Genomic DNA, 21176 nt, shown 5'->3' with positions numbered 1-21176 from the left:
ATGGGAAAATTATATCATACTTTGGAAGTTATAAATACATTTCTTAAAATACAGTTTTATGATACATTGTTGTATGTACTTCTGAACGGGAGGGACCTGAACGGAGACAAAATGTGAGAAAAAAACTGAAAGAAAACAAACTAAAGGAAATTAGAAAAAGATGAAAAAATATTCAAAAGAAGAACTGCAGCAGGATTTTAAGTTATTAAAAAAATGTATTTGCGAAGAACATCCGCTGGCATTTACGGACAGGAATAAAGTCCTGGCGGAATTTGAGCAGGCGGAAGCCGGGATCAGGGATGGGATGACGGAGGAGGAGTTTTACTATCTTGTAAATCCATGTGTGACAGCGGCAGGATGCGGCCATACGAACCTGGCTGTTTCAACAGCTTTGATAGAAGCAAGAAAGGAGACGGCTCTGTACTTCCCTGTGGAAGTAATCATTGACAGCGGAAAGCTCCTGGTGCGGCAGGACAGACCGGAATATGGATTGTATGAGGGAGACAGAATCCTGGGGATTAACGGCAGGAGTGCGGAGGATATTTTATCAAGCCTGGAAAGGAATATCAGCCATGACGGAAGCAATCCTGCGCTGGCCTGGTATCTTGCGGGGAAGCATTTCGGCTATGAATATTATGAGTTTGCAGATAAATCCGGCGTATTTCGGACAGAGGTGCTCAGACGGGATAATACAAGGGACATTATAACAATAGAAGGAAAATATATTCCCCGGCATAATACTGCCGCCTGGCAGCTTCATGCGCCTGAAAATACTGCGCCCTACGAATGCGGAAGGAAAGGAAAAGAGGCATTTCTGGTGATTCGGGTATTTTCGGAAGGAGAGCAGAGTTTTGAGCAGTTTCTTGCAGGATTTTTTGCAGAACTGAGAGAAGCGGGGGCTGACCGACTGACCATTGATTTGCGGGGGAATTTCGGCGGGTATCCGGGTATGGCGAGGGAGCTTTTATCTTACCTGACAGAGCGGGAAATCCCTTACTTCACCAGGGATACAAAGCTTCCGGAGGTATGCGGCCTTTCAGAAATGGGCGGTAATATCCTGCCGAAGGAGAACTGCTTCAAAGGGGATATAACGCTTCTTACAGATGGCGGCTGCTTTTCAACCAGCGGCCATTTTGCGGCGGTGTTTAAGGAAAATCATCTGGGAAGGATCCTGGGAAGCACGACTGGCGGAGGGGCCGCCTGCACGGATTTTTCGGCAGATGCAGTACTGGAGAATACCGGGCTCAGGCTCCATTATTCCCGCGCGCTTTTTGCTGTGCAGGCAGATGAAAGCATGCGTAATGGTGTGGAGCCGGACGGCGTCTGAGCGGACAGGACGGTTGCTGTGATTATGTGAAAACTGCGGATTATAAGCTATGGAAGCCCTGAACCGGGATTTTTAAACGGGCCAAAGCCCCGGCTGGGTGAACAGTACCGGGGCTTTGGGATAAGCGATACGAATGATAGTTATTATTGAATTTGGTAAAAGTCCGCGCTGATTTCTCCTGTGACACATATCTTTTCATAGGGGTGTACAGGAAAAACGCTGACGGTAAAAGGAGTCATTCCGTCATCCGCAAGAACCTCCAGGATACATCTGTCGAAGACGATTTCCATGATGGAGGTGTTTTGACAAAGCCTGGGGGCGCGGTTTATGCCATAGCAGTCGCTGTCATAGTCCTTCTGGAAGCCTGTTTGCCCGCCGTGGCGTCTGTCAACGATGATTTCCTCCTCCGTGACTTCAATTTCCACGGATTCCCCTGTGCTGTTTCGGAATGTGATTTTTCCGGGGCCATTGACGGTGGTCTTTAAGCCGAAGGTCTGCGTATGCAGTCTGTTGTCTCCCGGAAACAGCGGGAAGGCGGAGGCTTTCAGGGAATCCAGTCCTGGGAAGGAAAAGGCAAGCCGGTAGCCCTGTGCTGTCTTTACAAGCTTCATCTGCCTGGCGAGAGTCATCTGGCCCCGGAAGCCATCGGCATCGGTGGGGGTCTGGGCGGCGTAATCCCAGTTATCCGCCCAGCCCAGCATCACCTTTTCCTCCAGGTTCTGGAAGGTAACCGCCGCATAATTATCCGTTCCGTAATCCGGCAGAAGGGGAAGGGCGGAGCATTCCGTGTCATGGAAGGTGTTTCCATCAAAGGTTCCCACGTAATACTGGGTGATATGGGACATTCTGTGGAAACAGTCCTTATCCTTGCCTGCCTGCTCAGGCGGCAGTATCATACTGATGATCAGAATCCATTTTTCGCCCTCCTCTGTCATGAGAGGGAAGCAGTCCGGGCATTCGCAGATGCCTCCAAGCCCATGGATGCCTGCTTCAAAATCCCCTGTTTTTTTCCAGTCCTTCAGATTTTCTGAACTGTAGAATTCCACCCTGCTTCCGGCAGCAAGCACCAGGCTGCAACAGTTTTTTACCGGATTAAAGAAAACCTTAGGATCGCGGAAGTCCGGTTTGCCCTTGTTGGGAATTACGGGATTTCCATAATATTTTTCAAAATGCTCATAGTCAAGGCTGTAGGCAATGCTTTGCTGTTCCAGGTGATCTGAAATGCGATGGTTGGTATAAACTGCTATCAGAGGTGGGTTTTCAATACTTCCCAGGCCGGAAACATTCGCCCTGTCAAGCACGCAGGAGCCTGAAAAAATACATCCGAGTTCATCGGGGTAGAGGGCAACGGGAAGGTGCTCCCAATGGAGCAGATCCTCAGAAACCGCATGGCCCCAGTGCATAGGCCCCCAGTTGGGGGCCGCCGGATAATACTGGTAAAACAGATGGTATCGGCCGTTTACATATACCATGCCGTTGGGATCATTCATCCAGTTTGCCGGAGGTGTAAAATGAACTACAGGTTTATATTTGTTTTTTGTTTGCATCTGTTCAGATTATCTCCTTTTTCTTATTTTCAGACGATTGTAAAGCATGGTATAAACGGTTTACAATGTCCGTCTTATTTACTGCTTCTGTCAACTGCGGACTGATAGATGGAAACCAGCTCCTCAACGCCTGCGGACTGCAGTTCTCCAAGGTATGCGTTCCAGTTGTCGTCCGTCACGCCGCCTGTTACCCACTGATTGATATAACGGTCAACGATATCGGAGATGGTGGGCTGAATCTGGGCGAGCCGTGATAATTCATCGGTGGTCATCATAACACGGGGAATTGTGTCGTTTTCCGCCATAATGTCTTCCTTGCCGTTGGTTTTCTGGTTTTCCAGAAGCTGTACGGCGTCATAGGCATAGCCTGCAACTGTTTCATAGTACTCATCCAGAACGATCATGGAACCGCGGCAGGTGGTGGAGTTAACGCGTGCTTCGCCGAAGTTGGTGTATTCTGTTTGAGCCACATATCTTCCCTGCTCATCAAGCGGAGTCCGTAAAATACCATTGTCATCCTTTACATAGTTATAGCCTTCCGCACCCCAGTTGGACTGGATGGATATGGCGGGATCACCTACCATATAATCCACGAATTTGGCAATGACATGAGGGAATTTGCAGGTGGTGGTGATTGCGGTATTGGAGGAATCCTGAAGCTCGGAATAGTTATTTTCAAAACCGGTCATACCTGCTTCACCCTGCAGCCGGGGAATGGCAACATATTCATCATGGACATCCAGGTTGGTGATTTCCTGATCGGTCCAGGTGCCGAAGCATCCGATTCTGGCTACATCTTCCTTAATCAGGGAGGATTTATAGGAAGCGCTTTCATCCGCTTCAAAGGAACCGTTCCAGATAAGGCCTTCGTTATAAAGCATATTGAAAAATTCTGCGGTTTTGCGGAAGGCTTCATCCTGGGCCGTGAAAGTTACTTTGCCGTCAATCAGTCTTAAATGATCCGCATAGGCATTGCCGCCGCAGTAGGAATCAGCGCATCCGAAAGCGCCGGTAAAACGGTAGAACATATTGTAGGAACCGAAGGTGTCGGTAGCGCCGAACCAGGTAGCCATGGGAATTTCATCTGCAGCGCCGTTTCCGTTCAGATCTCCACCATCGCGGAAAGCTTTCAGACAGTCAACCCATTCGTCAACAGTGGTGGGAACTTCCTTCCCTACCTCATCCAGCCATGTCTTGTTAATCAGCAGGGGGCCGCCGGTCAGGACAAGACCGTACATTTCCTCGATATACGGGAAGCCGTAGGTATGGCCATCGGGAGCGGTTATTTCGGACCAGTAATTTTCGCTGTCATCCAGAATCTTTTTCAGGTTGGGCATATATTCGTTAATCAACCCTTCCGTCGGCAGGAAGATATCCTGATCTGCGTACTGAACTACGATATTGCCGGATTTTCCGTCGCCGAAGTTCCAGAATACATCGGGAAGCTCTTCGCCGGAGGCAAGCATCAGATTTATTTTCTCCTGGGCACCTTCGGAAGGAATCGCCTGCCAGTCGAATTCAATACCGGTATCCTCAAACCATACCTTGCACATTTCCAGATCCTCAACCGGTACGACTCTGTCCGCCGTATTTACGATCAATGCGGAGATTTTGCCGTATTTTTCCTCAAAGGCAGCCGGGTCCTTGATGATAGGAAGCGTGCCGTCCAGGTTCAGGATTCCAGCGTCCACAGCCTCCTGTTCTTCCTTGGTCAGGCCGCTGTCCGCAGCTGAGGAAGCCGCTGCTACAGCCTCTTCCATATTTTCAGCAGTCTGTCCTCCGGAGCCTGTGCTGGCTGTGCCTGATGAGGAGCTGCTGCCGCAGCCGGAAATCAGCCCGGCCGCCATAGTCAGTGTGAGCAGTAAAGAAACAATTTTCTTTTTCATGTATTTTCCTCCTTAATATTGAAAAATTGGTAACTGTTGTATTAAATATATCTTCCTGGTTTTGGGAAGATATGATTAACCGGGATTACCCCTTGACTGCGCCGATGGTTACGCCCTTTGCAAAATACTTCTGGATGAATGGATATACGACCAGCAGCGGAGCTGCGGATACGACGACGATACAGTATTTCAGCTGTTCCGCCAGCTTCTGCTTGGTAACCATGGCGTCTCCCGAGGAGCCCATCTGGTTTGCCTGGTTCATGAGGACCAGGTTTCTCAGAACAACCTGCAGCGGCATCTTGTTGTCATCCTGCAGATACATCAGCGCGTTAAAGAACTGGTTCCACATCGCTGTTGCATAGAACAGACACATAACTGCGATGATGGTGGAAGAGAGCGGGATTGCAATCTTGAAGAAAAAGGTGAAATCCGAGCACCCGTCTACCTTGGAAGCCTCCAGCAGCTCATCCGGAACGCCGGCCTCAAAGAAGGAACGGCAGACGATCAGGTTATAGGCGGAAACGGCAACGGGCAGCACCATCGCCCAAATGGAGTTATAGATTCCCAGATTCCTGATGGTCAGGTAGAGGGGAATGATTCCTCCGCTGAAGAACATGGTAAAGGTAAACAGAAAAATCAGGCCGCGTCTCCCCGGGAGATCCTTTCGGGATAAGGCATAGCCGGCAGGGATTGTGGCAAACAGCGAAACAATGGTGCCGACAACGGTATATGTAATTGTATTTTTATAGGCTGTCCACAGGGGGGTATAGCTTAAAGTGGTTTTATAGCCGTTTAGATAAAGCTTTACCGGATAAAACAGCGGTTTCCCGGAATTTACGATAACCGGGTCCGTGATGGAGGCGATTACCACGTAGTAAATGGGGTACACTATCACCAGACAGATGATTATCATGATTACAGCGTTGACGATATTGAAAATCCTGTCCCCTACGGATAATTTCATTTTGGTTTTATGAATGGCCGGGTTCGCGGCCTTTTTTGATGCCTGCTTATTCATCCTGGTTCCTCCCATTCTTAGAAAATACTGATATCGCTTACTTTTTTCGCTATAAAGTTCGCGGTTACAAGTATGATGAAGTTAACAACGGAATTAAATAGGCCGACGGCCGTAGCGAAGCTGTACTGCGCCGTCTGCAGGCCGACCTTGTAAACATAGGTGGATATCAGCTCGCTTACGATGGTATTGGAGCCGTTCTGCATCAGGTATGCTTTCTCATAGCCGACATTCATGATATTGCCGATTTGCAGGATGAGCATCAGGATGATTGTGGGCAGAATCATGGGAATATCGATATACAGAATCCGCTGGAATCTGGAAGCGCCGTCTATTGTGGCGGCCTCGTAGTAATCAGGGCTGATGGCGGTCAGCGCCGCAATGAAGATAACTGCGTTAAAGCCCATGGTCTGCCAGATGTTGGAACCGATAAACAGGGTACGGAACCACTCCGGGAGAGAAGTGAACAGGGTTTCTTTGCCGCCTGCGCTTGTCACCAGGTTGTTTACAACACCGTTTGCTGCAAAAAAGACGGATATAATGCTCACAACTACAACGTTTGACATAAAGTAGGGCGCATAGCTGATGGTCTGAATTGTCTTTTTAATCCGATTGCCCTGAATCTGATTCAGCAGCAGTGCGAAGATAATCGGAATCGGGAAAGCGATAACAAGGCTTTCCAGGCTGATAACAATGGTGTTTTTGATAGCATTCAGAGCAATGCTTGTACTGAAAAACTGCTGGAAGTATTTAAGTATGGGGTCGGCCCAGGGGCTGCCGAGAATACCTGCCCTGATTTTGTAGTCCTTAAAGGCAATGACGACCCCGTACATGGGGTAATAGGCAAAAATGACTGCCCAGAGCAGGGCGGGTATGAGAAGTACATACAGCTGCCATGCTTTTAATGTCTTTTTAACATTGGTTTTAAACAATCCACTCTTGTTCACCACTTTCATCGCTTATCCTCCTAACCAAATCGTATGGAACGGTTCCATGTTTAGAATAATAAGCACTTTTTATAGGCGTGTCAACCATATTTTGAAAATAAGTCAGCATTTCGTATAAAAGCAACAAAAATGAATCGTTTTAACTATGAATATATCACAAAGAAAATGCGGGAGATAAAAAGAAATATAAAAAAAGACCATTTTGACAGGATGCCAAAATGGTCTTTTAATTGTTTGCTTGTGTGGAACAATTACGTTGTTCCACGTCCGCGCCAATGAACGGGAACCAGGCGGAGGCAGGTGGCGGGGTCCCTGCCTTCTATCAGAGAAAGCACGGCATCTACGCATTCCCTTGCGATGCCGGGGCAGTCCTGTTCGATAACGGACAGCTCCGGATAAGTGAGATTGGTGATTTCAGTGCCATCATAGCCTATGATTTTGAACTGTCCGGGAACCTCAAGCCCCATCTGCCTGGCTACGGCCAGACAGCTCAGGGCGCCGATGTCATTTGTCATACATCCATCGGTATCCTTGATGATGTCCCAGTATTTGTGGATGATGTTTTTGTTGTAGGAATAGCTCATAGCATCCCATTCCATATTTACGGAAATAACCTCACAGCCGTTTTCCCTGAGTACCATTTCCATTACTTTGTGGCGGATGTTGGCGCTTTTTTCCCAATCAAAGCCGCCGTAGAACTGGATGATTTTCCGACAGCCGCCCTTTAAAAATACCTCCGCGGCAATCCGCCCTCCCTGTTCGTGATCCGAGCGGATCAGTGGGACATCTGCGGACCAGTAGCGATCCATGCTGACGATTGCCTGTCCGTTTCTTCCGTTAAAGCCTGGGATTGGATCGACGCATGCGATGAGCCCGTCCACCACATTCTCTTCCAACATTTCCATAAATTCAACCTGACGGTTTACAATGTCGATGGTATTGCAGACGATACATTTGTAATTGTGCCGGGACAGCTCGTATTCGATACAGCGCATTATCCTGGCAAAAAAAGGATGTTCCAGGCTGGGGACCATGACGCCCACGAAGCCGGTTTTCCTGCCTGCCTGTGTTTTTACAGCAGGGGCGGGCTTATAGTTCAGTTCTTCCATACTTTCGTATATTTTTTTCTTCGTTTCTTCTGCCACATAGCCGCTGTTGTTTAAAGTCCGGGACACGGTTCCCACTCCCACGCCGGCTTTCCGGGCTACATCCCTCATGCTTGCCATATCGTATTCCCCCGTTTTTATATTGTTTCACAAAAAATGTGTATTCCGGATGTTTCATATTGTTCCATAAAACTATCATAGCATAAATTTGCAAATTGTCAAAGCTGGTGCAGTATGCAGGCGGTAGGGGAAAGTGTAACAATTCGGGCATCCGGACGACTGCAGGAGAATCTGATAACCGGAAGAAGAATGTGGGATAGTTTTGTGACAGGAAATAAGCGGAAAGAGTAAAATGTTGTCGGATGTGCTTGCTGAATGTATAAAATATACATAAGATATATGCTGCCAGATGACATGTTTTTTGTAAAATGTATAAAATTTAAAAGATATACATTCTTTTTGTGTTAAAAATATGCATTTTCAGGTATTGAAGAAATTGTGATTATATATGAATTGACATTTCTGCACAAATCATCTATAATAAACATGTTCACGAGCACATACCTGTACGGCAAAGAGAAGGACTGCGCAGGTGTATGGAATTACGTAACGCTTCAGCGGGACAGCGCGATGACTGCGCTGACCATAATCCGGTGCTTTAGGATGGATTTTGGCAATAACTGTGAAAGGGCTGAATAGTTACGGACTTGCAATTGATTCAGAAAGGGGTTCATGTATGAGAGCGACGAAGGAATACCGCCTTTCCTGCACGGAAGAGGCAAAGAAAATTGTGGATCGGCTGACACTGGAGCAGAAGGTGTGGCTGATGAGCGGCAACATTGACATTACCAGGATGAGACAGGAAGACATGGCGCAGATGATGGAGGCCATGCAGGATGATTCCAAACATTATAATGTAACGCCCTATGCAGCGGGCGGACTGGAAGAGGAGAAGGTTCCTCCCATGCTTTTTGTGGACGGGCCCAGGGGTGTTGTATGCGGTAACTGGCAGAGCACCTGCTTCCCGGTGTCCATGGCCAGAGGCGCTACTTTTGATCCTGAGCTGGAGGAACGGGTGGGACACTGCATCGGCAGGGAGACCAGGGCGTTCGGAGGCAATCTGTTTGCCGGTGTCTGCATTAACATGCCCTATAATCCGGGCTGGGGACGCAGCCAGGAAACCTACGGCGAGGAAACCTATCAGATTGGACGGATGGGAGCGGCGCTGGTAAAAGGCGTGCAGGATGAGGACGTTATGGCATGTGTGAAGCACTATGCCTTCAACAATATGGAAAATGCCCGGTTCAAATGCAGCGTAACCTGCGACCAGCGCACCGAGCAGGAGGTTTATCTTCCGCATTTCAAGGACTGCGTGGATGCCGGGGCGGCCAGCATCATGAGTTCCTACAACCGTTACAACGGCGTACAGTGCGGCCATCATAAATATCTGCTCCGTCAGGTTCTGAAGAAAGAATGGGATTTTGACGGCTTCGTAATGTCCGACTTCTGCTGGGGCGTCAGGGATACCGTGGAGGCTGCCCAGGGCGGACAGGATATGGAAATGATGTGGACCCAGTTTTTCGGTGACCGCCTGGTAAAAGCGGTGCAGGATGGTTTTGTGTCCGAGGAGGATATTAACGAAGCGGCGCTGCGTATCGTGCGCACAATCATCGCTTTTGATAAAGAACATAAGGAATACGATATGTCCGTAGTGGGCTGTCCGGAGCATATCGCAGTGGCAAAGGAAGCAGCGGAAAAAGGAATCACCCTGATTAAAAACAATAACGTGCTTCCTCTGAAAAAAAGTGAAACAAAGAAAATCGCCCTGATTGGAAAGCTGGCAAATACCGCGGTTATCGGCGATCACGGTTCCAGCTGGGTGCGTCCTCCCTATGTGGTAACGCCGGAGGAAGGGCTGAAAAAAGCTAATGAAGACTGTGAAGTAATCTACAATGACGGTTCGGATCTGGAGAGTGCAAAGGCGCTTGCGAAGGAAGCGGATGCGGTTGTTTTTGTAGTGGGCTATAACTATGACGATGAAGGCGAGTTCATTTCTGAAAATGAAAGCAGCAATTACATAGGCTCCATGGGCGGCGACCGCAAGAAGGGTCTGGGCCTGCATGAGGATGAGGCGGAGCTTCTTAAGCAGGTTGGGCCTGTGAATGAGAAATCTACAGTGGTTTTAATCGGCGGCAACATGATCATGATGACAGAATGGTACGATTGTGTGAATGCCGTAATGATGGCTTATTATCCCGGCATGGAGGGCGGCACCGCCATTGCGGAAATTATTTACGGCGATGTGAATCCTTCCGGCAAGCTGCCTTATGTGGTTCCCGTATCGGAGGAGGATCTTCCCCATGTGGACTGGGAAGCGACCGATCAGTATTATGAATATTACCATGGCTATACCCGGCTGGAAAAGAACGGCGTGAAGCCCCTGGTTCCCTATGGCTTTGGCTTAAGCTACACAACCTTTGAAATTACGGCGCCCGAAGCAAAGGTGGAGGGCGACAATCTGGTGGTGACGGCCAACGTGAAAAATACCGGAAAAATGGACGGTGACGAGGTAGTACAGCTCTATGTGGGCTTTGAAAATTCCGCAGTTGACCGCCCTGTAAAACAGCTGCGCGGTTTTCAGCGCATCAGCCTGAAGGCGGGAGAGGAAAAGAAGGTAACGGTTTCCACCCCTCTTGAAAAACTGAAATGGTACAATCCGGTTTACCGCGAATGGCAGCTTGAACATGTGGAACACTCTGTCTATGTAGGCTCAAGCAGCGCTTCAGAGGATTTGGTTAAGACATCCATCGTTTTATAAATAATTAAAGCCCGGAACAAAAAAGAAGGCGTGCTGGCAGACAGCCGCCTTCTTTTTGGTACTCCTGAATCACTTTCTTATAGTCAATACAGTAGATGTGCTGACCTGCTGAACAATTACAAAATGTGTTTCTGTTTTCATATGCCTTACATCCGTCCGACAAAAAAACTCACGGTAAATACAGAGAAATTTTTCCTTCCAATATGTGTAATGTGTACAAAAATAAGAAAAAAATGAGAGAATTATTGACAAATAAGAAAGCGAAATATATAATCAACTCATCGTGTTCGTGCACATATTAGCAGAAGAGTAAAGAGTAAACGCCCGCTCCCTGAACGGGCGGCTCAAAACATGGCTGATTCCGCGCAAATGAAAGGAGTCAGTAATGGAAGAGAAAAAGTATTTAAAATGGTACAACAAGGTAGGTTACGGTTCCGGTGACCTGGCAGCCAATATGGTTTATGGCCTGCTCACCAGCTTTGTACTGATTTATCTGACGGATACAGTGGGACTGAACGCCGGAATTGTGGGAACTCTGATGATGTTCTCCAAGTTTGCGGACGGTGTGACGGATGTATTCTTCGGAACCCTGATCGACAAAACACATTCCAAAATGGGCAAGGCGCGTCCCTGGATGCTCTGGTCCTATCTGGGAAATGCGGTTATGCTGATTGCCATTTTTGCCATTCCCAAAAGTATGGGAGACACTGCGAAATATGCGTACTTCTTTATCACCTATACGTTGCTGAACGCTGTTTTCTATACGGCGAACAACATCGCTTACGCATCCCTTACCTCCCTGATCACTAAAAATGGAAATGAACGTGTACAGATGGGATCCATCCGTTTCATGTTTTCCCTGGCTACGAACCTGGTGGTGGCTTCCATTACGGTAAATGCCGTAGCTTCCATGGGCGGCGGCGCTGCCGGCTGGAGAAATGTCGCCATTGTTTATGCCATCATCGGCCTGATTGTGAATACCATTTCCGTGCTGTCCGTAAAAGAGCTTCCGGAGGAAGAAGCGGAAGACGGGAAGCAGACGGAAAATGCGCCTGCGGAGAAGCTTTCACTGCTGGAAGCCATCAAGCTGCTGCTTGCCAATAAATATTATATCATCATCGCCCTTATTTACGTTTTTATCTACATGCAGACCGGAATTACGGGCGTTGGCATTTATTACATGACCTATATCCTGGGAAATCCCGCGCTGCTGGGAACTTTCTCCATGGCAAGCATGTTCCCCATGATTATCGGCCTTGCCTTCACGCCGGCCCTGGTGAAAAAAATGAAGGGGATGTACAAGGTAAATCTGTACGGCTACTGCTTTGCATTTCTGTTCCGAATCCTGTTTATCGCAGCCGGTTATATGGGGAACGTTCCGCTGATGCTGGGCGCTTCCGTACTTGCAGGCCTGGGAACCAGCCCCGTAACGGGAGACCTGAACGCGCTGATTGCAGCGGCTTCCGACTACACCTACCGCACCAGGGAAAAACGTGTGGACGGCACCATGTTTTCCTGCTCTTCCCTGGGAATCAAGATCGGCAGCGGCATCGGGACAGCCCTGGCAGGATGGCTTCTTGCGGCCGGCGGCTACGTGGCAAATGCGGCGGTACAGCCCCAGTCCTGCATCAATATGCTTAATTTCCTGTACCTGTGGTTCCCTTTGATTATGGTGGTAATCATGATAATCCTGCTGTCTCAGCTGAAGGTGGAAAAAGCCAATGCCGACTGGGATGCAGCGCATAAAGCCTGATATTTTTAATCTTGTTATATCATCCTGCTGTGATGATACATAAAAAGCCAGAGGCCATCCCGGTCCCTGGCTTTTTTATGTTTCAGGCCTCATGTCTCCGCCGGTAATCCAGCGGCGTTTCCCCGAAGGCCTTCTGAAAAACACGGTAAAAATGGCTGCGGTTGGAAAAGCCCAGTTCTGCAATGATTTCCGAAATGCTCATATCCGTGTCCAAAAGCAATCTTTTCGCCTCCTGCAGATAAATTCCCTGCCCGAATTCCAGAATGGTTTTTCCGGTATATTTTTTTACAATACGGTTTAAATACTCACCGTTATAATGAAGCTGCTTCTCCAGATATTCCCGGGTGCTCCTGCCATGGCTTGCCTCCATGATATGGGTGACCTTTGAAAAAATATATTCCTGGCTGCTGGAATCGGACTGCACCCGGGCCATGCAGTACAGGGAGGGCGTATGCAGAAGCTGGAGAAAACGGGCAAAGGTTCCTTTCAGGAAAAAGAAGGAGCCAGGGTCCGTTTTCTGTAATTCCGTCACCAGAAAATTAAACAGCGGGTTGAGCCTGTCAAGGACGTTTTCTACAGGGATGACCGGAAGATAATCCAGATACACCTTGTCAAACTGCCTGTTTTTATTCCTGCTGTCCAGATAAAGCTGATAGATGGGATTGACCTCTGATAAAGAATCTGCCGTAAGCGCTTCTTCTCCATATTCCGTTATCAGCTGTTCCAGAAAGACATCCTGGAACATGAAAAATACCACCTGGAAATCTCCGGAAAAATCCTCACAGTGTTTTATATTTTTATTCATGACACAGCACTGCCCCGGACCATAGGTAAATGTCTGGTTCTCCACATGGTTGGTCACGCTGCCGGAAAGGACATATATGATTTCAAAGCAGGAGTGCTGATGCAGCGGCCTTTTCAGAAGGCTTCTGTTTCCGGTAAAGGGAAAATGCGTTGAATAGCAGCATTCGTGCGTGATCTGGTACATGGAAATAAAGTCCTTCTGCTCATGGCAGGTTTCCAACATGATCATAAACGGCGTGTTCAGCTCATAAAGCTGCAGGATATTGCTGTCCGGATTCCGGATTACAAGATTGGAGGGGACGTCTTTGAGCAGCGCCTCCAGATTTTTTCCTTTTAATTGCGTCAAATCAGATTCCATAATTCACCCCGAAGTTGGTTTTGGTTACAGTTTGGCGCGGGAGATTCGGTTCCGGACATTGCCGCCGCGCCATAAAATTTTTATACTAATAACTGCACGAGAGAAAAACGGTATCTGCGGAACGGATAGCCATGTTTTTCTGCTATATTCAGTATACACGAACACACAAAAAGAAGAAACAGGGAAAATACCGGAAAGGAAAGGCTGCATTACAGTTCAGACAAGGCTGCCGGTGCTGTCTGCCCAAAGCCGGGAGGGCGGCCCAAAAAGGCAGCATGCAGTATGCTGCATGGACAATGAAAGGGAGGAGGAAAAGGAAATGAAGAAAATCAGTTTTAATGGAAACTGGGTGTACCACGAAGGCGGCGGAGGCGCCTTGCAGTCCCTGATGGGCGGCGGACAGGATACGGGAAAGCCGGTGACGCTTCCCCATGATGCCTCTGTGGGAAAGCCCCGCGACAGCCAGGAGGAAAACGGCAGCGGAAACGGGTTTTTTGTGGAGGAGAACTGTAATTACACAAAGGAATTTGTCCTGAAGGAAGAGGATAAGGATAAAAATATCTGGCTGGAGTTTGAAGGCGTTTATCAGAATGCTTTTGTTTACATCAATAATTCCTATGCGGGGAAGTGCCCGTACGGCTATGGTAATTTTTATATTGATGCCACAAGATATGTTAAATTCGGAGAGAAGAATCAGATTAAGGTAATTGTGAAAAACGGCGTGCCGAGCGGACGTTGGTATACGGGCGGCGGCATTTACCGGGATGTGAAGCTGATGATTGCAGACCGTCTCCATCTTGCGCCGGACGGCATCCATCTGGCCTGTGTGGATTTGGAGGAAGGCCTGGCGGTGGTGCGCTCGGAAGCGGTGCTGGAATATACGGGCTGCGGGACAAGAGCGGTTAACGTGCTTGTGCAGCTGCTGGACAGGGAGGGAAATGTTGCCGCGCAGGATTCCATGCCGGTAACTGTGCAGGAGCACACAAAAAATACATACCGCCAGAAGCTTTATGTAAAAAACCCGTCCCTCTGGAATGTGGATGCGCCTTATCTCTACAGCTACCGTATCTGCATAATGGAAGGGGAAAACATGCTGGATGAGGAATGCGGCAGCTTTGGTATAAGGAAGCTGCAGCTGGATACGGCCCATGGCCTGCGGATCAATGGAAAGACAGTAAAGCTCCGGGGCGGCTGTATCCATCATGACAATGGCGTAATTGGCTCCGCTGTTTTTGCCCATGCGGAGGAATTCCGCGTGAAAAAGTTGAAGGAGGCAGGTTACAACGCCATCCGTAGCTCTCATTATCCCATGAACAGAAAGCTTCTGGATGCCTGCGACAGATACGGGATGCTGGTAATGGATGAGTTTTCAGATGTGTGGACTACCACGAAGGTGGATTTTGATTACGGGATGCATATGGCGGAATGGTGGGAGCATGATGTAACCAATCTGGTAAACAAGGATTACAACCATCCCTGCGTTATCATGTACTCCATTGGAAATGAAATCCCGGAAACAGGCAACCGTTTTGATGCGGCCTGGGGTAAAAAGCTGGCGGACAAAATCCGCAGCATGGATGACAGCCGTTATGTGGCCAACAGCGTAAACCTGATGCTGAGCATTATGGATCGGATCGGGGAAATCATGGCAGACACCTCACAGAGCGCGCAGGAAATGGCCGGAACCGGCGGGGCACAGTCGGAAATCAACAGCGCCATGAGCAGCATGGGCGATATGATGAACCGGCTGGTAGCAAGCGAGATCGCAGGAAAAGCTACGGAAGAGGCCTTTGCCCAGGTGGATATCGCGGGCTACAATTATGCGGCCTTCCGTTATGAACAGGATGGACAGCTTTATCCCAACCGTATTATTGCAGGCTCCGAAACCTTCCCCCAGGATTTGGATGTGAACTGGGAGCTGGTGGAAAAGCTTCCTTATGTAATCGGCGATTTCTCCTGGACTGCCTGGGACTATCTGGGGGAAGCGGGAATCGGCAAGATTACCTATGATAAAAATCCTGGCATGAGTTTTTATGCGCCCTATCCCTGTAAAGCGGCATACTGCGGCGATATGAACCTGCTTGGGGACAGGCGTCCGGTTTCCTATTGGCGGGAGATTATCTGGGGCCTTGGAAGCGCGCCCTATCTGGCCGTGCAGCCGCCAAAATATCATGATACAGAGCATCACATGACCAGCTGGAGCATGACCGATGCGGTGCGCAGCTGGAACTGGTCTGGCTGCGAAGGAAAACCCGTTACCGTTGAGGTCTACACGGATGCGGAGGAAGCCGCCTTGTATGTGAACGGCGCATTGCTGGAGCGCAGGGAGGTGGGACTGGAAAAGAAGGCCAGGGTGATGTTTGAGACGGTATATACGCCTGGTGTTCTGGAGACCGTGGTATATAAGGATGGAAAAGAGACTGGCAGAGACCGCATCGAAACGGCAGGCAGTGCGGTCCGGATTATGGCTGCCGCGGATACCCTGCGGATTCCTGCGGACGGCAGCGATATTGCCTATGTGGAAATCAGCATGACGGATGAGGAAGGCAGGCTGAATCCGGAGGCAGGAGAAAGGGTAAGCATATCCGTGGAAGGCCCCGGAACCATTTTGGGCTTCGGAAGCGCGGATCCGGAATCGGAAGAAAATTATTTTGACACATCGGCCCTGCCTTTTGAAGGCAGACTCAGGGCTGCGGTCAGGGGGACGGGTGAAAAAGGGAGTATTACAGTCATATTGAATGCACAAGGGTGTGAGAGAGCTGAGGTACGGCTGGAGGCGGACTGAGTCCGGCTGCAATATCCATCATAAGGAAAGGACGTTTCTTTCACTGCGGAACATAAAAGGGGCGTTCCCTTCCTGGAGCGTGTTTGAAAAATTATTCCTGGCTAAAACATATTGCTGAAAAAGGCTTTCAGACAGAAATCTGAATGGGAACTCTGTCCGGAGGCTTTTTTGATCCATAGCCGCAGGCAATTATACGTGCCCCCTGTTTTTCCCTGTTTTCAGGCATTCGCAACCGGGGACTGCGCAGATGTACAGTCCGTTTTATGGCATGCAACCGCAGCACCTGCTATAGTGAAGCCAGCGGATAACAGAAAGGAGATGTTTTTTAAAGTATCTGAACCTGTACACCCTGGGCAGCACCTTCCCTCAGCTGCTTGTGGAGTAAAAAAATGGCTGTCTTATTTTCTCTTCCTTTTTTTATCGGGACGCCCGTCACTGTGTGTTATACTCTACCTATAAGCGCGGTAGACGGATATCGGATATGCAGCCACAGCCCTTCAGACAGGCGGCTTGCAGACGCCGGAAAATGTTTGAAAAACACTTTAAAACAACTGATTCATGAGGTAAAGCAGGCTGGACTGCGATACCCGGGAGGCGTAAAAATGACAAATGTGGATTTATCTGAAAAGATAGTAAAACTGAGAAAAAATAACAACCTGACCCAGGAACAGCTGGCAGAGCAGCTGAATGTTTCACGGCAGTCCGTTTCCAAATGGGAATCGGGGCAGGCTGCGCCGGATATTGATAAAATTGTGGCTATGGGTGAGATTTTTCATGTGACAACCGATTACCTGCTCAAGCCGTCCGAGTTGGATGAGCTTGCCATGAAGACGGAAATGCTTGAAAAAAGGCAGCGGGAAATTCTGGAAAATGAAGAAAAGAGGAAGGAAAAGCAATACTGCATTTGCGTCTGTGCCAGTATCTACATCATCGCTTTTGCGTTATTTATGCTTATCAGGCAGGTGTCCTGGATCAATGATGTCCTGTGGAATATTTTCCCCGGCGCTACGCTGCCGATCATTTTACTGCTCATTGCCACCGCGGCGGCAATTCTTGTCTGTGTTAGGCGGAAGCAAAGGGGCGGGCGGCTGGAATCATAATAGGAAGCTAATGCGGAAGAAGGTTCGGGAGGGACTACGGCAGCTGCTGCGAAAAGAGTTAACAGATACACAATATCAATATTTTTATAAAAGTCCGTCGAATCCCGGTATCGGAAGCAATATAATAGAAGAACAGAGATGAAAAGTGATATAAAATAACGGTATCGATATGCAGCTGCGGCAGTCCATGTAAAAGAAACGGGCCGCAGCTGCTCACAACGGGAAAAGGAGAGGACAGGGCAGGAATGAAAAATGTAATTTACCAAAGGCCGGCGGGTACGGCCGGAGAATTTGAACTGGAGTGGAATGACGGAGGGCAGCTTGTTTCCCTGGCGCACCCTCAGGATGCGGCGCACATGAACTGGGTGAAGGGGAAGGCTCTCTGGGGAACTGTAAAATCAGAGCTGGATTTGAGCGCAGAGGTGACAGCGGAGTTTACGGAAAGAGGGACGCTGCTGGAAACCTATGCGTTTAAAAATGAGACGGATTTTGATATTTATACGTTGGGAACAGATTTGGGGATCTATGTGACATTTCCTGATTTTTATACGGATGCGCAGATTTGTATGAACAGCTGCTGCAATACACATATCTGGTGCGGGGGAAGCAGCAGTTATATCTGTGCCCTCAGGATGGGCGGCGGGAGCAGGAACCTGGGGCTTGTGCTGACCCAGGGAAGTCTGCAGGGCTACAGTGTGGAACGTGATCTGGAACAAAGAAGCAACGACAGGGGAGATTTTATCCTGCATCCTGAGAACCTGCATCTTCGGCCCGGCGAGTCCTATGTGATTTCCTGGGAGCTTTTCTGGTTTCAGGGGAAGAAGGAATTTGAGGAAATCGCCGGAAGCTTTCCCGGCTTTGTAACCATACATGCGGATCATTTCCTGGTGCTGGGAGAGGAACCCATTTGCTTTCGGGCTTCATTCGGCAGAGGATGGCTGACGGACAGCCCTGGGTGCGTAAAGCGGGCGGAAGCGTTTTCCCCAGAAAAACCGCATATTTTCCGTAACGGCAGGGAAATTCCCTTTGTCTGGGAAAATGGGGAGGCGCTGGTTGAGGACAGGCCCGGAACGCCGGGGGAATACCGTTATGAAATAGTCAGCGGGGGAAAACGTTCCCGCGCCGTATTCCTGGCCTGCTCCGATCTTCGTACCCTTGCGGAAAAACGCTGCCGTTTTATTGCTGAGAAGCAGCAGTGTCATGATGAAAAAAGCCACCTGGACGGCGCTTATCTTATTTATGATACGGAAGAAAAGCAGCAGTATTACAGTCACCGTTATGACCATGACGGCGGACGGGAAAGAGTGGGGATGGGAGCGCTCCTTGCGCTGTATCTGAGGCACTGCCCTGATCCGGAGCTGGAAAAAAGCCTGGATTTCTATATGGAATATGTGACAAGGGAGCTGTTTGACACAGATACCGGCGAGGTTTTCAATGACGTGTGCAGAAATCAGGACTGGAAGCGCCTCTATAACTATCCCTGGATCAGCCTCCTCTGCCTGGAAATGTTCCAATTAAAAAAGGACGCCCGTTTCCTGGAGTGGGCGTACCGCTGCCTGAAAGCATACTATAATGACGGCGGGCACCATTTTTATGCTATCGGCATCCCCATGTATGAGTCTGTCAGCCTGCTTCGTGGGCAGGGCATGGAAAAGGAGGCGCAGGAGCTTCTGGAATGCTTCCGGAAACATGCGGACTATATCATGGAATGCGGGAAAAATTATCCGCCTCATGAGGTAAACTATGAGCAGAGCATCGTTGCGCCCGCAGCGGCTTATCTGTGTGACTTATACCGCCTGACTGGTGAGGAGAAATACGCACAGGCGGCCCGGATACAGCTGGCGGTGCTGGATCTGTTCCAGGGCTTCCAGCCGGATTATCATATGAATGAGGTGGCCATCCGGCACTGGGACGGTTACTGGTTCGGAAAAAGAGAATGCTACGGCGATACCTTCCCCCATTACTGGAGCGCGCTTTCCGGCGTGGCCTACCGGGATACCGAAACGATTGCCGGCTGCCCGTATTATGCCCGAAAAGCGGAAAAGACGTTTAGGGGCGTTTTGAGCATGTTTATGGAAGACGGCAGCGCATCCTGTGCCTGTGTGTATCCCATGAGGATAAATGGCCGTCTGGCGGGCTTCTACGACCCCTGGGCAAATGATCAGGACTGGGGACTTTATTTTATGCTGAAATATGCCGGTTTTTAGATTGCGGTATTATCCGCCGGGCTTTTTACATCGTATCGGGTTTATCAGCAATTTGCCAGGCCTATCAGTATTTTGTCAGGCTTTTCAGCTTAGGCGCTCGCTGCCGATGGTGAATTTATCTAAGAACGGAATACAGTGAAAACGCGGCATATCATAATCCTGGGGATAGATGAAATGTTCCGTTACAATTCAGGCTGGTCTGCGCTTTGGCTGTGCAGACCAGCGCTTCGCGCTGACCGTAAGAAAGTGATTCAGGAATGCCAAAAGTAATCTTAAATTTTTATAAAATCCGGAATGGATATTGCCGTATCCGCAGCCATATGCTAAACTGGCAACAATAAACGAAGCAGCGTTTCCGGCTGCACAAATTTTCAGCCCATGCGGCATCTTAAATTTCATAAGTAACTGACTGATGTTTAACAGTTACTTCCGTATTTTCCAAACTCAATTCCGCCGGATACTGACACCGGCACTAATCTTTAATACAATCCATCTTTTTAACGAAAAAATATTAACTGTTCCTTGATAATTGAATAGACTTTATACTCTTAATATGATATCATTATTTCGAGACAGGAGGGAAGACTTATGGATGAAGAATTAAGATCAATGTTAACTGTAATTATTAAAGAGATTCGATATGTAAAGGATGATGTTCAGGAGCTAAAGGAAGGTGTAAAAGTACTGAAGGAAGACGTAAGCGTCCTGAAGGAGGATGTAAAAGCGCTGAAAGAAGACATAGATGTCCTGAAGGGGGATGTAAAAGTACTGAAGGAAGATGTAGATGTCCTGAAGGAGGATGTAAAAGTACTGAAGGAAGATGTAGATGTCCTGAAGGGGGATGTAAAAGTACTGAAGGAAGACGTAGATGTCCTGAAGGAGGATGTAAAAGAGCTGAAGGAAGATGTAGATGTCCTGAAGGAGGATGTAAAAGTACTGAAGGAAGACGTAGATGTCCTGAAAGAGGATGTAAAAGTTCTGAAGGAAGAAGTAAAAGACCTGAAGGAAGATGTAAATATCCTCAAAGTGGATGTAAAAGACCTGAGAGATGACGTAAACAACCTGAATGGAGAAGTTAAAGTCCTCAGGGTTGACGTTAATTTCCTGAAAAAAGAAATAAAAATCGCAAACGGGCGTATCACAGGAGTTGCGCTGATGGTGGAAAACGATACCAATAAAAATATCCGTCTTTTGGCCGAAAACCATATAAACCTCATTGACAAAATGAATGAGTCTATTCGTGCATCCGATAAAACACTGATGTACGAAATAGCAGTCGATACCTTAAAAACAAGGGTAAACAGGCTGGAAAAAGAAATGGATAAAATAAAAAAAGCGAAACGCGTAACCGTATAAGAAATATCATTATCATAAAAGAGTGTAAAGCCTGTTGAGTTATCGCGGCGAACACTCTTTTTTGATTTTAATCGAATAGATGATACCCCATATGTCACCTTCTGTATGAAAAATCCTTCTTCCCTCAAATTATTATGGAAATTTCAGGGTAAAAGCTTTATCATAGA

The 21176-nt window shown here is 48.3% G+C and carries 13 protein-coding genes; 7 read left to right on the top strand and 6 right to left on the bottom strand.

Translation table 11 applies throughout. The features are described 5' to 3' along the window. Positions 1-160 precede the first annotated feature (160 nt). Complete coding sequence (locus DXC51_RS07015) at positions 161-1327, top strand: S41 family peptidase (RefSeq protein ID WP_117544136.1); 1167 nt, start codon at positions 161-163, stop codon at positions 1325-1327. Between the two features lie 143 nt (positions 1328-1470). Here the strand turns inward: DXC51_RS07015 and DXC51_RS07010 are convergent, their stop codons facing one another. From DXC51_RS07010 to DXC51_RS06990, 5 genes are all read right to left on the bottom strand, one after another. Further along, a complete protein-coding gene (locus DXC51_RS07010; RefSeq protein WP_117544135.1) occupies positions 1471-2874 on the bottom strand; it encodes a glycoside hydrolase family 32 protein in 1404 nt (467 codons plus the stop codon). 74 nt (positions 2875-2948) lie between these two features. After that, the gene (locus DXC51_RS07005; protein WP_117531764.1) at positions 2949-4760 is read right to left on the bottom strand and encodes an extracellular solute-binding protein; all 1812 of its coding nucleotides are present in this window, start codon (positions 4758-4760) and stop codon (positions 2949-2951) included. An 85-nt stretch (positions 4761-4845) separates the two neighbouring features. Continuing rightward, positions 4846-5778: a carbohydrate ABC transporter permease gene (locus DXC51_RS07000; protein ID WP_081745276.1), complete on the bottom strand. Its 933-nt coding sequence runs from the start codon at positions 5776-5778 to the stop codon at positions 4846-4848. Between the two features lie 17 nt (positions 5779-5795). Then, positions 5796-6731 carry an ABC transporter permease gene (locus DXC51_RS06995; RefSeq protein ID WP_025488691.1) on the bottom strand — a complete coding sequence of 312 codons (936 nt, stop codon included), beginning with the start codon at positions 6729-6731 and terminating at the stop codon, positions 5796-5798. Positions 6732-6973: 242 nt separating this feature from the next. Further along, the gene (locus DXC51_RS06990; RefSeq protein ID WP_117544134.1) at positions 6974-7948 is read right to left on the bottom strand and encodes a LacI family DNA-binding transcriptional regulator; all 975 of its coding nucleotides are present in this window, start codon (positions 7946-7948) and stop codon (positions 6974-6976) included. A 616-nt stretch (positions 7949-8564) separates the two neighbouring features. On the opposite strand from DXC51_RS06990, the gene DXC51_RS06985 reads away from it, so the two are divergent. Together DXC51_RS06985 and DXC51_RS06980 are read left to right on the top strand one after the other, a co-directional pair. Continuing rightward, positions 8565-10646, top strand: coding sequence for a beta-glucosidase (locus DXC51_RS06985; RefSeq protein ID WP_021637363.1), 2082 nt, complete (start codon positions 8565-8567; stop codon positions 10644-10646). Between the two features lie 385 nt (positions 10647-11031). Next, positions 11032-12399: an MFS transporter gene (locus tag DXC51_RS06980; RefSeq protein ID WP_117544133.1), complete on the top strand. Its 1368-nt coding sequence runs from the start codon at positions 11032-11034 to the stop codon at positions 12397-12399. An 82-nt stretch (positions 12400-12481) separates the two neighbouring features. Here the strand turns inward: DXC51_RS06980 and DXC51_RS06975 are convergent, their stop codons facing one another. Further along, a complete protein-coding gene (locus DXC51_RS06975; protein ID WP_117544132.1) occupies positions 12482-13561 on the bottom strand; it encodes a helix-turn-helix domain-containing protein in 1080 nt (359 codons plus the stop codon). Between the two features lie 319 nt (positions 13562-13880). Here DXC51_RS06975 and DXC51_RS06970 point away from each other — a divergent pair, with 319 nt between their 5' ends. From DXC51_RS06970 to DXC51_RS06950, 4 genes are all read left to right on the top strand, one after another. After that, positions 13881-16346 (top strand): glycoside hydrolase family 2 TIM barrel-domain containing protein, encoded by a 2466-nt coding sequence (locus tag DXC51_RS06970; RefSeq protein ID WP_117544157.1) that lies wholly within the window; start codon positions 13881-13883, stop codon positions 16344-16346. A gap of 602 nt (positions 16347-16948) precedes the next feature. Continuing rightward, the gene (locus DXC51_RS06965) at positions 16949-17446 is read left to right on the top strand and encodes a helix-turn-helix domain-containing protein (protein WP_320918943.1); all 498 of its coding nucleotides are present in this window, start codon (positions 16949-16951) and stop codon (positions 17444-17446) included. A 245-nt stretch (positions 17447-17691) separates the two neighbouring features. After that, positions 17692-19653, top strand: a complete 1962-nt coding sequence (locus DXC51_RS06960; RefSeq protein ID WP_117544131.1) for a hypothetical protein — start codon at positions 17692-17694, stop codon at positions 19651-19653. A 588-nt stretch (positions 19654-20241) separates the two neighbouring features. Beyond that, positions 20242-21009 carry a coiled-coil domain-containing protein gene (locus DXC51_RS06950; protein ID WP_117544129.1) on the top strand — a complete coding sequence of 256 codons (768 nt, stop codon included), beginning with the start codon at positions 20242-20244 and terminating at the stop codon, positions 21007-21009. Positions 21010-21176: the final 167 nt, after the last annotated feature.

The organism is Eisenbergiella massiliensis (genome assembly GCF_003435485.1).
The sequence above is the reverse complement of the archived record's forward strand: the minus strand, read 5'-3'. Positions and strand labels throughout refer to the sequence as shown.